This is a genomic window from Duganella paludis, from assembly GCF_054461335.1.
This window is the reverse complement of record NZ_CM136922.1, coordinates 1,031,823-1,046,897: the sequence shown is the minus strand read 5'-3', so window position 1 is coordinate 1,046,897 and position 15,075 is coordinate 1,031,823. Positions and strand designations below refer to the sequence as shown.

The window sequence follows — 15,075 nt, the reverse complement described above, 5'->3', positions numbered from 1 at the left end:
GTCGCGTAATTGATTGTTGAGATACAATACCGGTGCTATGCTGAAGGACCCGTTTTAGGTAACACTGAACAAATAGCCCTTCCCCACAACTTGATGTGCAATCCGCTAACCGGTCAGGCCGTGTCGCGGAAGGTTAGACTAACCCGCTAATTCCTCGCGAAGCGCGAAGAAAGGTGAGCAAGAATGATGCAACAATCTACGTCCAACTCCTACCTGTTTGGTGGGAACGCCCCGTACGTTGAAGAACTGTACGAAGCGTATCTGAACAATCCAGGCTCGGTCCCAGACAACTGGCGTGCCTACTTCGACGCCATGCAGCACGTGCCGGCCGTCGATGGTTCCAACAAACCGGACGTCGCACACGCCTCCGTCATCGCCTCCTTCGCCGAACGCGCGAAAGCCGGCCCGATCCGCACCGTCACCGCCTCCGCCGACGCCGAAATGGGTCGCAAGCGTGTTGCTGTTACGCAACTGGTGGCTGCCTACCGTTACCTTGGTTCGCGCTGGGCCAATCTGGACCCATTGCAGCGCCAGGAACGTCCAAGCATTCCTGAACTCGATCCAGCGTTCTACGGCTTCACCGATGCCGACATGGACACCGTGTTCAACGTCAGCAATACCTACTTCGGCCCAGAGACCGCGACCCTGCGCGACCTGCTGAACTTCCTGCGCGACACCTACACCCGTTCGATCGGCGCAGAGTACATGTACATTTCCGACCCGGCCGAAAAGCGCTGGCTGCAGGAACGTCTGGAGTCGATCCGCTCGACCCCGAACTTCACCCCGGAAAAGAAAAAACACATCCTGGAGCGTCTGACCGCTGCAGAAGGCCTCGAACGTTACCTCCACACCAAGTATGTGGGTCAAAAACGATTTTCGCTGGAAGGCGGCGAAACCTTCATCGCCTCGATCGACGAAATCATCCAGCGCGCCGGTGAAAAAGGCGTGCAGGAGATCGTTATCGGCATGGCTCACCGTGGCCGCCTGAACGTGCTGGTCAACACCCTGGGCAAAGCACCGAAAGAACTGTTCGAAGAATTCGAAGGCAAGCACGGCGACGACCTGCCGGCCGGCGACGTGAAATACCACCAGGGCTTCTCGTCGGACATCTCGACCGCTGGCGGTCCGGTCCACCTGTCGCTCGCGTTCAACCCGTCGCACCTGGAAATCGTCAACCCTGTGGTTGAAGGTTCGGTCAAGGCCCGCATGGACCGTCGCGGCGACCACGGTGGCAAGCAAGTGCTGCCGATCCTGGTGCACGGCGACGCCGCCTTCGCAGGCCAGGGCGTGGTGATGGAAACCCTGAATCTGGCGCAAACCCGTGGCTACGGCACCGGCGGTACGGTGCACATCGTGATCAACAACCAGATCGGTTTCACCACCTCCGACCCGCGCGACGCCCGTTCCACCATCTACTGCTCGGACGTGGTCAAGATGATCGAAGCACCGGTGCTGCACGTGAACGCCGATGATCCGGAAGCGACCGTGCTGGCATCGCAGATCGCCATGGACTACCGCACCGAGTTCGGCAAGGACATCGTGGTCGACATCATCTGCTTCCGCAAACTGGGCCACAACGAGCAGGACACCCCGGCGCTGACCCAGCCGCTGATGTACAAGAAGATCGCCAAGCACCCAGGCACCCGCAAGCTGTACGCGGACAAGCTGGCAACCCAGGCCGTGATCCCTGCCGATGGCGGCGACACCCTGGTGGCCGCCTTCCGCGACGCCATGGACGCCGGCAAGCACACCGTCGACCCGGTCATCTCCAACTTCAAGAACAAGTACGCGGTAGACTGGCTGCCGTTCCTGAACAAGAAATGGACCGACGCCGCCGACACCGCCGTGCCGATGACCGAACTGAAACGCCTGGCCGGCCGCATCACCACCGTGCCTGAAGGCTTCAAAGTGCACTCGCTGGTCGAGAAGGTCCTGGGCGACCGCGCCACCATGGGCCGCGGCGAAATGAACCTGGACTGGGGCATGGGCGAACACCTGGGCTTCGCATCGCTGGTCGCTTCGGGCTACGCAGTGCGCCTGACCGGCCAGGACGCCGGCCGCGGCACCTTCGTGCACCGTCACGCCGTGCTGCACGACCAGAACCGCGAACGTTGGGACGCCGGCACCTATGTGCCGCTGCAGAACATCGCCGAAGGCCAGGCGCCGTTCACCGTGATCGACTCGGTGCTGTCGGAAGAAGCAGTGCTGGCGTTCGAATACGGTTACTCGACCGCCGAACCTAACACCCTGAACATCTGGGAAGCCCAGTTCGGCGACTTCGTCAACGGCGCCCAAGTGGTGATCGACCAGTTCATCAGCTCCGGCGAAGTGAAGTGGGGCCGCGCTTCGGGCCTGGTGATGATGCTGCCACACGGCTACGAAGGCCAGGGTCCAGAGCACTCGTCGGCTCGCCCGGAGCGTTTCCTGCAGCTGTGCGCGGACAACAATATGCAAGTGGTGCAGCCAACCACCGCAGCGCAGATCTTCCACGTGCTGCGTCGCCAGATGGTGCGCCAGTTCCGCAAGCCGCTGGTCATCCTGACGCCGAAATCGCTGCTGCGTAACAAAGACGCAGGCTCGCCGCTGACCGACCTGGCCAAGGGCGCGTTCCAGACCGTGATCGGTGAAGTGGACGACAAGATCGACGCCAAGAAAGTCAAGCGCGTGGTCGCCTGCTCGGGCAAGGTCTACTACGACCTGGTCAACGCACGCAAGACCCGTGGCCAGACCGATACCGCCATCGTGCGTATCGAGCAGCTGTATCCATTCCCGCACAAGGCCTTCGCTGCCGAACTGAAAAAGTTCCCAAGCCTGACCGAAGTGGTGTGGGCGCAGGACGAGCCGCAGAATCAGGGCCCATGGTTCCAGATTCAGCACAACATCTTCGAGAGCCTGGACGCAGGCCAGCGCCTGGCGTACGCCGGCCGTCCAGCATCGGCATCGCCGGCTGTCGGCTACTACGACAAGCACTACGCCCAGCAGAAAGAACTGCTGGAGACGGCGTTCTCGAAACTCAAAGGTTTCATCCTGACCAAATAAGCATCACTTCTTGACGGAGCGCCGCCTTGCTACGCGGGGCGGCGCCGCAATAACAAAATAAACGGAGTTTTTTCATGGCACAAATCGAAGTCAAAGTTCCTCAGTTGTCGGAATCGGTAGCAGAAGCAACCATGCTGACCTGGCATAAAAAAGTCGGTGACACCATCACCCGCGACGAAAACCTGATCGATATCGAAACCGATAAAGTAGTTCTGGAACTGCCAGCGCCGGCCGCCGGCGTGTTGGTGCAAATCATCAAGGGCGACGGCAGCACCGTGGTTGCCGACGAAGTGATCGCAATTATTGATACCGAAGGTGGCGCCGCTGTTGTTGCCGCCCCAGCTGCTGCCGCTGCTCCTGCCGCCGCTGCTGCACCTGCCGCTGCTCCAGCAGCCGCCGCCGGTGGTTCGAAAGGCGACGTGGCCATGCCTGCCGCCGCCAAGATTCTGTCGGAAAAAGGCCTGAGCGCTGGCGATGTCGCCGGTTCGGGCAAAGACGGCCGCGTGACCAAGGGCGACGCCCTGGCCGCTTCCGCACCATCGACCCCGGCCGTTGCGCCGCTGGCCGCACCAGCCGCCAAGCCAGCCCTGGCACAAGTTGCCGCGCCTGCGCCGGCCAACCTGGGTGGCCGTCCGGAAGAGCGCGTGCCGATGAGCCGCCTGCGCGCCCGTATCGCCGAGCGCCTGATCCAGTCGCAATCGACCAACGCCATCCTGACCACCTTCAACGAAGTGAACATGGCGCCGGTCATGGACCTGCGTAACAAGTACAAGGACAAGTTCGAGAAAGAGCACGGCGTCAAGCTGGGCTTCATGTCCTTCTTCGTCAAGGCCGCTGTTGCCGCGCTGAAGAAATACCCGATCCTGAACGCCTCGGTCGACGGCAACGACATCGTCTACCACGGCTACTTCGACATCGGTATCGCGGTCGGTTCGCCACGCGGCCTGGTGGTGCCTATCCTGCGCAACGCAGACCAGATGAGCATCGCTGAAATCGAGAAGAAAATCGGCGAATTCGGCGCCAAGGCCAAAGAAGGCAAGCTGACCCTGGACGACCTGACCGGCGGCACCTTCTCGATCTCGAACGGCGGCACCTTCGGCTCCATGCTGTCGACCCCGATCATCAACCCGCCACAATCGGCGATCCTGGGCGTGCACGCCACCAAGGACCGCGCCGTGGTTGAAAACGGCCAGATCGTTATCCGCCCGATGAACTACCTGGCGATGTCCTACGACCACCGCATCATCGACGGCCGCGAAGCCGTGCTGGGCCTGGTGGCCATGAAGGAAGCGCTGGAAGATCCTGCACGCCTGCTGCTGGACCTGTAATTCTCGCGTGGCCCCGAGTCCATACCTTATGTGGGCTCGGGGAATTCTCAAGAGGATCATGAATGAGCGTTGCTGAAGAAATCAAGCGTTTGCATGAACTGCATCAGGCCGGTGCGCTGACGGACGACGAGTTCGCCGCCGCCAAGGCCCGTTTGCTGAACAATGAAGCACCGGCCGCCGCCGACGACATCACCCGTCTGCGCCGCTCGCGCGACGACCGCTGGCTGGGCGGCGTGTGCGGCGGGCTGGGGCGCATCACCGGGGTCGACTCGTGGATCTGGCGCCTGCTGTTTGTCCTGTTCGTGCTGACCTTCGGTTTCGGTCTCGCTATCTACATTCTGCTTTGGATCTTCGTTCCAGAAGACGAACTGATTGGAAATTTAAAATGAGTAAACAATTTGACGTAGTAGTCATCGGCGCCGGTCCTGGCGGTTACATCGCCGCCATCCGTGCCGCACAGCTGGGTTTCTCGGTTGCTTGCGTGGACGCGTGGGAAAATGAAAAGGGCGGCCCTGCACCGGGCGGCACTTGCACCAACGTCGGCTGCATCCCGTCGAAAGCGCTGCTGCAATCGTCGGAACACTACGAGCACGCCGGTCACGCGTTCAAGGACCACGGCATCGACGTCGCCGGCCTGTCGCTGAACCTGGGCCAGATGATCAAGCGCAAGGACACCGTTGTGAAGCAAAATAACGACGGCATCCTGTTCCTGTTCAAGAAAAACAAAGTGACCTTCTTCCACGGCCGCGCCGCGTTCGCCGGCGCCGCCACCGCTGAAGGCTACCCGCTGACCATCACCGGCCCAGCCAACGAAACCATCAACGCCAAGCAAGTGATCGTGGCCACCGGTTCGAACGCCCGTGCCCTGCCAGGCGCGGAATTCGACGAGCAACTGATCCTGTCGAACACCGGCGCGCTGACCATCGGCGAAGTGCCGAAGCAGCTGGGCGTGATCGGCGCCGGCGTGATCGGCCTGGAAATGGGTTCGGTATGGCGTCGCCTGGGTTCGGAAGTGACCGTGCTGGAAGGTCTGCCGACCTTCCTGGGCGCCGTTGACGAGCAGATCGCCAAGGAAGCCAACAAGCTGTTCACCAAGCAGGGCCTGAAGATCAACCTGGGCTGCAAGATCGGCAAGATCACCAAGGGCGACAACAACGTCACCGTGGAATACGAAAACGCCAAGGGCGAAGCCACCACCACCGTGTTCGACAAGCTGATCGTCTCGATCGGCCGCACTCCGAACACCGACGGCCTGGCCGCCGACAAAGTGGGCCTGGCGCTGGACGAGCGCGGTTTCGTGGCCGTCGACCACGACTGCAAGACCAACCTGCCGGGCGTGTGGGCGATCGGCGACGTGGTACGCGGCCCGATGCTGGCGCACAAGGCGGAAGAAGAGGGTGTCGCGGTGGCCGAGCGCATGGCCGGCCAGCACGGCCACACCAACTTCAACACCATCCCTTGGGTCATCTACACCTCGCCGGAAATCGCGTGGGTAGGCCGCACCGAGCAGCAACTGAAGGCCGACGGCGTCGCTTACAAAGCCGGCACCTTCCCATTCCTGGCGAACGGCCGCGCACGCGCGCTGGGCGACACCTCGGGCATGGTCAAGTTCCTGGCCGATGCGAACACCGACGAAATCCTGGGCGTCCACATCATCGGACCGATGGCTTCGGAGCTGATTTCGGAAGCGGTCGTGGCGATGGAGTTCAAGGCTTCGGCCGAAGACATCGCCCGTATCTGCCACGCCCACCCATCGCTGTCGGAAGCGACCAAGGAAGCGGCACTGGCGATCGACAAACGCACGCTCAACTTCTAAGTTGATGCAGTAGCCGTTGTAAGGCGGGCCGTTCTGGCCCGCCGTTTTTATTTGCGCAGATTGAAACCATGAACGTCGAAGAGTACTACCATCACGCGCTGGCACAGCGCGACTACAAGGCCGACGCGGCGCAGCAGCGCGCGATCACCCGTCTGCAGCAATGCTACGACGAATGGGTGGAATACAAAGGCCAGCGTTCGAGCACCTTCAAGCGGCTGATCAATCGCCCGTCGGTGCCGAAGGGCGTTTATATGTGGGGCGGCGTGGGGCGCGGCAAGTCCTTCCTGATGGACAGCTTCTTTTCGGTGGTGCCGTTGGTGCGCAAGACGCGCGTGCACTTCCATGAATTCATGCGCGACGTGCACCGCCAGCTCGACGACCTGCGCGGCGTGGCCGATCCGCTGGACGAAGTAGCCAAGCGCGTGGCCAAGAAATACCGCCTGATCTGCTTCGACGAATTCCACATCTCCGATGTGGCCGACGCCATGATCATGTACAACCTGCTGAAGGCGCTGTTCGACAACGGCGTGTCCTTCATCATGACCTCGAACTACGATCCGAATCTGCTGTACCCGGACGGCCTGCACCGCGACCGCATCCTGCCGACCATCGCGCTGCTGTACGAAAAGCTGGACGTGATGAACATCGACGCCGGCATCGACTATCGCGGCCGCGCGCTGGAGCAGGTGGAAGCCTATTACACGCCGCTCAACGCCAAGACCGACGCCGCGCTGCGCGAGGCCTACGCCAGCGTGGCCGAAACCGCCGACGAAGATCCGGTGATCCGCATCGAGGCGCGCGAGATCCGCGCGTTGCGCCGCGCCGGCACCATCATCTGGTTCGACTTCAACACCCTGTGCGGCGGCCCGCGCTCGCAGAACGATTACCTGGAAATCGCCAGCCGTTTCCATACCGTGATATTGTCCGGAGTGCCGATGATGTCGGCGTCGATGTCGTCGGAGGCGCGGCGCTTCACCTGGTTGATCGACGTGTTCTACGACCAGGGCGTGAAGCTGCTGATGTCGGCCGAAGTGGAGCCGGAAGAGCTGTACACGACCGGCGCCATGGCCAACGAGTTCCACCGCACCGTGTCGCGCATCGTCGAGATGCAGTCGCAGGAATATATGAACCGCCAGCAGCGCGGCGCCGCAGCGTCGCTGGCGTAAGTCACCCGGATCGAATATGAAAGCACTTCTCACATTGCTGGCTGCGTTTGCCGTTACGGCGCAGGCCCAGAACGTTCAATCGGTGGCGCAGGCCGACGCCGCGCTGAAAAAAGTGGCCGTCGAGCGCGCCGCCGTGCATGACGAGTTCGCCGCCAGCGAACGCGAATGCTCGACCAAGTTCTTCGTCAATAACTGCCTGGACAAGGCCAAGGAAAAACGTCGCGCTGCGCTGGCCGCATTGCGCGCCGTCGAGGTGGATGCCGATCACTACAAGCGTGTCGACTCGGTCGCGCATCGTGATGCCGACCTGGCGGAGCGCTTGCGCAAGGATGCGGAGGAGACCGCGCTGCGCACCGCCCAGCCGCCCAAGCCGCCGAAGGAAGAAAAAGCGCCGCCACGTCCTCCGACCGGCCCGCGCGTGGCCGACCGTGAAGCCGAGCACGCAGCCAAGATGAAGCGTCAGGAAGAGAAGGACGCGGCCGAAGCGGCCACCCGCGCCGCCAACGTGGCCGCGTTCGAGAAGAAGCAGGTTGAGTCGGCGCGGCGCCAGGCGGAAGTCGAGCGCAAGAAAGCCATCAACGCAGAAAAGGCGCGCAAGGCGGCCGAGCGTGCGGCGGCGGAAGAGAAGAAGGCGGCTGCGCAGCTGCAAAAGCAGTCACAGCAACCTGCTCAGACGAAGTAATCTTTTGCCGCGCCAAGCCTTACACGGCGCGGCGCATTTTCTCCACGGTATAGCCGGGCGCCTCCTGCGGCGGCGCCACCAGCTTGATGATCGCCATCGAGCAGTTGTCGCCCTTGCCCTGGGCCCGTTCGGCGGCTTTGCCGATCAGGCGTTCGGCGGCCTGGCGCGGCGTGTTGCGCGCCACGGCGGCCGCCAGCTCCTCGGGACGGAATAACTGCCACAAACCATCCGAGCACAGCATCAAGGCATCGCCGGCCTGCAGGCCTTCGTGCCAGCCGACGGTGACGAACGGCGCTTTCATGCTATTGCCCAGCGCATTATTCAAGAGCCGCGAGCCGCGATGTTTTTTGGCCGCCTCCAAGGGTAGCTTGTCATGGTTGACCAGATGCTCGACATAGGCGGCGTCGTTGGTGCGCATGGCGCAGCTTTCGCCGCTGAACCGGTAGAGGCGGGCGTCGCCGACATGCGCCCACACCGCCTGCGCCTGCGGCGTGAGCACCAGCAGCGCCAGCGCGCTTTGCGGCTCGGCCACGGCGGAGATCGGATTCATGGTCACCACCTGATGCACCTCGTGCGCGATATTGCGCAGCAGTTCCTGCAGGCGCGGCAGGTTGGCCGTCTCGCCGACGCGGAATTCGTCGAACAGATGCTTGCTGGTGTGCAGCACCTGGTCGGCGGCGATGGCGCTGTTGTTGCCGTCGGCCAGCACGGCCATCACATAGCCCGGCGCCTGCGCGGCCGTGTACAGGGCCACTCGGTCGTTTTGCTGTGGCCGGTTGCCGATGTGCTGGGCGGTCCCGGCTTCGATTTGATAGGCGCTCATAGTCGACACTGTATCCTGAACTGCGGTTGAGCGATCATTCTGTTGGCGGCAGGGCCGCCGTAGATTAAACTATGCGCCGTGTCGCAGTTTGTGCGCAATACCGGTGTTGTTCCAGTGAAACTCTTTGGTTGAGAAATATGGCTGATGTGCAAGATATCCAACGTCGTTTGATCGAACTCGACGTCGAACACCGCGATCTGGACGCGGTCATCGATATGCTGACGCTGGACGGGCATCACGATCAACTGCAATTGCGCCGGCTCAAAAAGCGCAAACTGCAATTGAAAGACCATATCACTCTGCTGAAAATGCAATTAGTGCCTGACGTACCCGCCTAGGCGCCACGACTTATTTTGACCGAACAGCTTCCACCCCACACCGCGACTTCCGACGCCATCCCCGCCGTCATCGGCGCCACTCCCGAACAGCCTCCCGGCAAGTACGATTCCGAGGTCGAGCGCCTGTTCGGCGCCGGCGGTCCGCTGGGCCCGGCCGTGGGCGACTTCCGCCCGCGCCGCTCGCAGACCGAAATGGCCAAGGCCATCGCGTCGGCCATCGCCGGCCAGACCACGCTGATTGCCGAGGCGGGCACCGGCACGGGCAAAACCTTTGCCTACCTGGTGCCGGCGCTGATGTGGGGAGGCAAGACCATCGTCTCGACCGGCACCAAGAACTTGCAGGATCAGCTATTCCTGCGCGATATCCCGACCGTGCGCGCGGCCTTGCAGGCGCCGGTGTCGGTGGCGCTGCTCAAGGGACGCTCCAATTACTTGTGTCATTACCATCTGGAGCGCACGCTGCAGAATGGCCGCATGACATCGCGCGACGACGTCGGCTACCTGCGCGAGATCTCGCGCTTCCTGAAAATGACCAAGTCCGGCGACAAGGCCGAGCTGGCCCGCGTGCCGGAAAACGCCCTGATCTGGAACCTGGTGACGTCCACCCGCGACAATTGCATGGGCACGGAATGCCAGTATTACCAGGATTGCTTCGTAATGAAAGCGCGCAAGGAGGCGCAGCAGGCGGACGTGGTGGTGGTCAATCACCACCTGTTCTTCGCCGACGTGGCGCTGAAGGACTCCGGCATCACGGAATTGCTGCCGTCGGCCAACACCATCATCTTCGATGAGGCGCACCAGCTGCCCGATACCGCCACTTTGTTCTTCGGCGACACCTTTTCGACCTCGCAAGTGCTGGAGCTGTGCCGCGATGTGCTGGCGGAAGGCTTGTCCAACGCCCGCGACGGCGCCGACTGGGGCAAGGTCGTCACGGTGGTGGAAAAAGCCGCGCGCGACCTGCGCCTGACTTTCCCGCAGGACATCGTGCGCCTGTCGCTGCCGCAGATCGCCGCGTCGAGCGACTTCTTCCCGGCGCTGGAAACCCTGAAAAGCGAGCTGGACGGCATGATGAACGTGCTGGAAAAGCAGGCCGAGCGCGCCGAAACGCTGGAACAATGCCGCCAGCGCGGCGTCGATCTGGTCGGCCGGCTGGCGGCGTGGAAGTTCGATCCCAAGGCGAAAGTGGCCAAGGGCGAGGAAGCGGTGTTCTGGGTGGAGGCCTATGCGTCGTCTCTGCAGCTGCATAAAACGCCGCTGTCGATCGCGCCGATCTTCAACGGTCAGCGTGAAGGCGTGCCGCGCAGCTGGATTTTTACCTCGGCGACGTTGGCGGTGAAGAACGATTTCAGCCACTTTTCCGAGCAAATGGGCTTGAGCAACGAGCCGTCGATGTCCTGGCCGAGCCCGTTCAACTACGAAGAGCAGGGCTTGCTGTACGTGCCGACCGGCTTGCCGGACCCGAATTCCTTCGGTTATACGGACGCGGTGCTGGATCTGGCGCTGCCGATCATCGAAGCGGCAGGCGGAAAAACTTTCCTTTTGTGCACGACTTTGCGGGCCGTGAAGCGCGCCGCCGAGCGTTTCCGTGATGAGTTCGAGAAGCGTGGTTTGCCGTATCCGCTGTTTGTGCAGGGCGATAAGGGCCGGACTGAATTGCTGGACCAGTTCCGCAAGGCCGGCAATGGCGTGCTGATCGGTTCGCAGAGTTTCTGGGAAGGCGTGGACGTGCGCGGCGATGCGTTGTCCTTGGTCATTATTGATAAATTGCCATTCGCCCCGCCGGACGATCCGGTGCTGGCGGCGCGCATCGAGGTGATGGAAAAGCAGGGCAAGAATGGCTTTATGAGCCACACTTTGCCGGAGGCGATCATCAATTTGAAGCAGGGCGCGGGGCGCTTGATTCGGGATGAAAACGACCGTGGCGTGCTGATGCTGTGCGATCCGCGCGTGATTTCCAAGCCTTACGGCAAGCGGATCTGGCAGAGCTTGCCGGGGTTCAAACGCACGCGCGAACAGGAAGTTGCGATCGAATTCTTCAAAAACAAGAATTCCGAGTCGTAACTAGCAGTATAAAAACCGGGGTCAGTTCTGCCATTGGTACATGAGCTCGTGTGCGATTGGCAGAACTGACCCCGGTTTCATATTTACTCTTGTGGCAATACTACGACCTTGCCGGTCACCCGTCGAGCGGCCATGTCGTTCAGTGCTTGCGCCGCTTCTCCCAACTTATAGCGCGCTGAAATCCTGGGTTTGATTTTGCCTTCCTGCAGCCATTGCAGAAGCTGGCGCATATTCTTCATGTTGCCTTTCGGATCACGTTTCGTGAACTCGCCCCAGAACACGCCCATCAGCGATGCGCCTTTCAGCAAGGTCAGATTGAGCGGCAGTTTGGGGATCTCGCCGTTGGCGAATCCGACCACCAGGTACCTGCCTCCCCACCCGATCGAACGGAACGCCGGCTCCGCGTATTCCCCACCGACTGGGTCGTAAATCACGTCTGGACCCTTGCCGCCGGTCGCCGCCTTGACCGCTTCCCGCAAATCTTCCTTGCTGTAGTTGATCAGCACGTCCGCGCCGTGCTGGCGGCACACTTCCAGCTTCTCATCCGTCGAAGCGCAAGCAATGATGCGGGCTCCAAGGGCTTTCCCTATCTCGATCGCCGCCAGGCCCACCCCTCCTGCCGCGCCAAGAATTAGCATGTTCTCGCCAGATTCAAGCTTGGCCCGATCCACAATCGCGTGATATGAGGTGCCGTAGGCGAGGGTGATGGCCGCCGCCGTGTCGAAATCCATGTCCGGCGGCATGGGGATCAGGGCTTGTACGGGAGCTAATAATTGCTGCCCAAAACCACCGGTCGGAACGAAGGCGATGACCTTGTCGCCGGCCTTGAAAGTTATCACATCGTCAGCGGTTTGCCGGATGATGCCGGACACCTCGCTGCCTGGAATGAACGGCAACTCCGGCTTGAATTGATACTTTCCTTGCACGATCAGGACGTCCGGAAAGTTCACGCCGGCGGCCTGGACGTCGATCACGACCTGGCCCGGGCCAGGCTGCGGATCTTGCAATTCTTTTACGACGAGGGTGTCAGGCGCGCCCCATGCTTCACATACAACAGCTTTCATTCTGGTCTCCTATGTTGTTTTAAAAAATGAAAAAAGAACGGTCGTTATATTTTTATCTTACCTGAAACGGCCAGTTGTTTGAGCAAAGTTTAGCCTCGCGCACGTTTGTTCTGCCTCAAAGTCTCTGCATTAATGCTTGTTACAGTTGGTTAAACGCAGGGGGGATGTCATGACTATCCGACACGGCTGCTTTTTCAGTTATGCCCACGGCCAGCATACGTATATGAGCAAGTTCAAGGACGACCTGATCGATGCCTTGAAGTGCTATCTCGAACCGCACCTCGACAACGAAGCCGAACTCTTTGTTGATAGCGAGCAACTCGGTGGCGGGGACGATCTGGACCAGAAGATCGCGCGCGCCCTGTGTGAGAGTGTTTGTATGATTGTTATTTATACACCGAAATACGAGGCCCATGGCTATACCCGCCGCGAGTTTGCAGCTATGCAACTTATCGAAAACGAACGCAAACAGTGGTACTCCTTGCCCAGCCATTTGATTATCCCCGTCATCATGACCCGTCACCCCGGCGGTCTGCCGCCGCAAATTGCCGGCCCCGGCATGTATGTGGACTTTTCCCGCTACACCTTGGCCAGCGGCGATTTGAAAACCAATCCCGAGTTCATCCCGGACATCGAAAAGATCGTCCATCGCATTGCCGAGCATTACCACTGTCTAAAAAGAAGCACGCCCCCGGGGCACGACTGCAGCCGTTTTGTCCTGCCCGACATCCCACCTGAATGGCGTGCCATTCCTCCTCCACATTTCCCACGCTAAAGGTTTGCCATGGAACCGAATCCATTGACCCTGCCGCCGCTCAGCACCAGCGGTGAAGTGATTACTTTCTATTCTTACAAGGGAGGGTCGGGCTGCACGATGGCGCTGTTCAATGTCGCTTTGTTGCTGGCGCGACAGCGCAACGCCACCACGCCATTGCTGATGATCGACTGGGATCTCGAGGCGCCGGGGCTGCACCATTATTTTCCCGAGGCGCAGCGCGATGCCGGGCCGGGCGTGCTGGAATTGTTCGAGGCTTGCCGCGAACAACTCCAGCGCCACCGTAACGGTTCCGCCGCGCAGGGCGACGCAGCACTGGCGCACGAGGTGCTGGACGCTGTTGGCTGGGAGAAATATGTCACCCGTGTCGACCAGAGCAGCCAGCTCTACCTGATGCGCGCCGGCCGCTTTGACGACAGTTATAGCGACCGGCTGGCTGCCATGCGTTGGGACGACTTGTTTCATATGTGCCCGGCCTTGTTCCGCTGCTTTGCCGAGCGCCTGTCCCTGCATTTCCGCTACGTGCTGGTCGATTCCCGCAGCGGCCGTACGGATGCCGCCGGCATCTGCACAACCTTGCTTCCGCGCAAGCTAGTGGTGGTGTTCACGCCCAGCCGGCAAAGCCTGGACGGCGCACAGGCGCTGGTGACCCGCGCCACCACCTATCGACGCAGCCACGAGGACGAGCAGCGGCCCCTGCTGATCTATCCCTTGCCGTCGCGCGTGGAAATGGCGGATGGCATCCAGCGCGCGCAATGGCGGCGCGGCGACGAGCGCCGGCGTGCGCCCGGCTATCAAGCCGCCTTCGAGGAGTTGATCCGCGACTGCTACGGCATGCCGCAGGTGTCCCTGGAAAGCTATTTCGACGAGGTCCAGTTGCAGCAGACCCATCCGATCTCCGCCGGCGGGCTGCCCTCGGCGCGACAGAATCAGGGCGGCGACCGTTTTTCCTTGCGGCGGACCTTCGAAACCTTCCTGAGCTGGCTGGCGCCGGGTTATTTTCCATGGCAGTCGCTCGGTGAAATCCACTTGCTGACCGATATCGGCGAGGCGCGCCGCACGCTGGAGGAGGGTGGCGGTGCGGCAAGGGCCGTGTCGCAGCCGCTGGCGCGCGACCTCAATCAGCTTGGCGACTTGTATCGGCGCGAGGGGCAGTTGCGGCAAGCCTTGGCCTGTTTCGAGGAAAGCCTGACTTTGCGCCAGCGCGGACTGGGCGAGGATCACCCGGACACGCTGGCCAGCAAAGCCAATCTGGCGGCCGTGCTGCGCCAGCAGGGCAAGCTGGAGGAAGCGCATTTCCTGCAGGAATGCGTGAGCGAGGCACGCGAACGGTTGCTGGGCGCCGCTCACTTCGACACGCTGGCCGCGCGCCGGGATCTGGCCGCGACGTTGGGCTTGCAGGGGCGGCTGGCCGAGGCGCTCGCTATGCAGGACGCAGTGGTCGATACTTATATGCGCCTGCTCGGCGCCGAGCACCTGTTGACCCTCACCGCCAAGGCCGAGCGCGCCGAACTGCTGCTGCAGGGCGGCGACACCGAACATGCGCGCAGCCTGCAGGAACAGGTGCTGGCTGCGCGCAAGCGGTTGCTGGGGGCGGAGCACGCCGATACCCTGCAGGCCAAGTCGGCGCTGGCGCGCACTTTGCTGCACATGCAGGAGCTGGAGGCGGCCCGCAGCCTGCTGGAAGCGGTGCTGAACGCCCACGCCCGGCGCGGCGGCGCCGACCATCCCGACACCCGCAAGGCGCGCGAACAGCTGATGGACGTGCAATTGCAGCTCGGCCTGACGCCCGGCGAACTGCCGGTGGTGCACGAGTTGCACCAGAACGCGTCCATGGACGATTATGGCGATGCGCTGGTGCGGCCCGGCCGCCAGCGCGCCGCCTTGGCGGCCGGCAGCCTGTGGTCGCGCGCCTCGGATGAGCTGATGGCGCTGGACGCTCATCTGTCGGTGTCCCGAACGCCGTCCCGCTGACGTAAATTT

Annotated in this window: 12 protein-coding genes; 10 read left to right on the top strand and 2 right to left on the bottom strand. The window is 61.8% G+C overall.

Going from position 1 to position 15,075, the window contains the following annotated elements:
• Positions 1-183: 183 nt before the first annotated feature.
• The 6 genes from ACXZ1M_RS04735 (at position 184) to ACXZ1M_RS04710 (ending at position 8,031) form a co-directional block, all read left to right on the top strand.
• Positions 184-3,039: a 2-oxoglutarate dehydrogenase E1 component gene (locus tag ACXZ1M_RS04735; protein WP_459052041.1), complete on the top strand. Its 2,856-nt coding sequence runs from the start codon at positions 184-186 to the stop codon at positions 3,037-3,039.
• A gap of 74 nt (positions 3,040-3,113) precedes the next feature.
• Complete coding sequence (odhB, locus tag ACXZ1M_RS04730) at positions 3,114-4,367, top strand: 2-oxoglutarate dehydrogenase complex dihydrolipoyllysine-residue succinyltransferase (RefSeq protein ID WP_459052040.1); 1,254 nt, start codon at positions 3,114-3,116, stop codon at positions 4,365-4,367.
• Between the two features lie 62 nt (positions 4,368-4,429).
• On the top strand, positions 4,430-4,756 hold the full coding sequence (locus ACXZ1M_RS04725) for a PspC domain-containing protein (protein ID WP_459052039.1): 327 nt from the start codon (positions 4,430-4,432) through the stop codon (positions 4,754-4,756).
• On the top strand, positions 4,753-6,183 hold the full coding sequence (lpdA, locus tag ACXZ1M_RS04720) for a dihydrolipoyl dehydrogenase (protein ID WP_459052038.1): 1,431 nt from the start codon (positions 4,753-4,755) through the stop codon (positions 6,181-6,183). Before ACXZ1M_RS04725 ends, lpdA begins: the two co-directional genes overlap by 4 nt.
• A gap of 68 nt (positions 6,184-6,251) precedes the next feature.
• Positions 6,252-7,349 (top strand): cell division protein ZapE, encoded by a 1,098-nt coding sequence (gene zapE / locus ACXZ1M_RS04715; RefSeq protein ID WP_459052037.1) that lies wholly within the window; start codon positions 6,252-6,254, stop codon positions 7,347-7,349.
• Between the two features lie 16 nt (positions 7,350-7,365).
• A complete protein-coding gene (locus tag ACXZ1M_RS04710) occupies positions 7,366-8,031 on the top strand; it encodes a hypothetical protein (RefSeq protein ID WP_459052036.1) in 666 nt (221 codons plus the stop codon).
• A 19-nt stretch (positions 8,032-8,050) separates the two neighbouring features.
• Here ACXZ1M_RS04710 and ACXZ1M_RS04705 read toward each other — a convergent pair whose 3' ends face one another.
• On the bottom strand, positions 8,051-8,854 hold the full coding sequence (locus tag ACXZ1M_RS04705) for a PP2C family protein-serine/threonine phosphatase (RefSeq protein ID WP_459052035.1): 804 nt from the start codon (positions 8,852-8,854) through the stop codon (positions 8,051-8,053).
• Between the two features lie 137 nt (positions 8,855-8,991).
• Here ACXZ1M_RS04705 and ACXZ1M_RS04700 point away from each other — a divergent pair, with 137 nt between their 5' ends.
• On the top strand, positions 8,992-9,192 hold the full coding sequence (locus ACXZ1M_RS04700; protein WP_092273701.1) for a YdcH family protein: 201 nt from the start codon (positions 8,992-8,994) through the stop codon (positions 9,190-9,192).
• A 15-nt stretch (positions 9,193-9,207) separates the two neighbouring features.
• On the top strand, positions 9,208-11,253 hold the full coding sequence (locus tag ACXZ1M_RS04695) for an ATP-dependent DNA helicase (protein ID WP_459052034.1): 2,046 nt from the start codon (positions 9,208-9,210) through the stop codon (positions 11,251-11,253).
• Between the two features lie 83 nt (positions 11,254-11,336).
• Here ACXZ1M_RS04695 and ACXZ1M_RS04690 read toward each other — a convergent pair whose 3' ends face one another.
• Positions 11,337-12,317, bottom strand: a complete 981-nt coding sequence (locus ACXZ1M_RS04690; RefSeq protein ID WP_459052033.1) for an NADPH:quinone oxidoreductase family protein — start codon at positions 12,315-12,317, stop codon at positions 11,337-11,339.
• Between the two features lie 169 nt (positions 12,318-12,486).
• Here ACXZ1M_RS04690 and ACXZ1M_RS04685 point away from each other — a divergent pair, with 169 nt between their 5' ends.
• Entirely contained in the window at positions 12,487-13,092 is a 606-nt protein-coding gene (locus tag ACXZ1M_RS04685; protein WP_459052032.1) for a toll/interleukin-1 receptor domain-containing protein, read from the top strand.
• Positions 13,093-13,101: 9 nt separating this feature from the next.
• Positions 13,102-15,066 (top strand): KGGVGR-motif variant AAA ATPase, encoded by a 1,965-nt coding sequence (locus ACXZ1M_RS04680; RefSeq protein ID WP_459052031.1) that lies wholly within the window; start codon positions 13,102-13,104, stop codon positions 15,064-15,066.
• Positions 15,067-15,075: the final 9 nt, after the last annotated feature.

Bases quoted from the DNA above. Each gene is read 5' to 3' on its own strand.
- ACXZ1M_RS04710 (WP_459052036.1), top strand. From the start codon at position 7,366: ATGAAAGCACTTCTCACATTGCTGGCTGCGTTTGCCGTTACGGCGCAG.
- ACXZ1M_RS04700 (WP_092273701.1), top strand. From the start codon at position 8,992: ATGGCTGATGTGCAAGATATCCAACGTCGTTTGATCGAACTCGACGTC.
- ACXZ1M_RS04690 (WP_459052033.1), bottom strand. From the start codon at position 12,317: ATGAAAGCTGTTGTATGTGAAGCATGGGGCGCGCCTGACACCCTCGTC.
- ACXZ1M_RS04680 (WP_459052031.1), top strand. From the start codon at position 13,102: ATGGAACCGAATCCATTGACCCTGCCGCCGCTCAGCACCAGCGGTGAA.
- ACXZ1M_RS04685 (WP_459052032.1), top strand. From the start codon at position 12,487: ATGACTATCCGACACGGCTGCTTTTTCAGTTATGCCCACGGCCAGCAT.
- ACXZ1M_RS04735 (WP_459052041.1), top strand. From the start codon at position 184: ATGATGCAACAATCTACGTCCAACTCCTACCTGTTTGGTGGGAACGCC.
- lpdA (WP_459052038.1), top strand. From the start codon at position 4,753: ATGAGTAAACAATTTGACGTAGTAGTCATCGGCGCCGGTCCTGGCGGT.
- odhB (WP_459052040.1), top strand. From the start codon at position 3,114: ATGGCACAAATCGAAGTCAAAGTTCCTCAGTTGTCGGAATCGGTAGCA.
- ACXZ1M_RS04705 (WP_459052035.1), bottom strand. From the start codon at position 8,854: ATGAGCGCCTATCAAATCGAAGCCGGGACCGCCCAGCACATCGGCAAC.
- ACXZ1M_RS04725 (WP_459052039.1), top strand. From the start codon at position 4,430: ATGAGCGTTGCTGAAGAAATCAAGCGTTTGCATGAACTGCATCAGGCC.
- zapE (WP_459052037.1), top strand. From the start codon at position 6,252: ATGAACGTCGAAGAGTACTACCATCACGCGCTGGCACAGCGCGACTAC.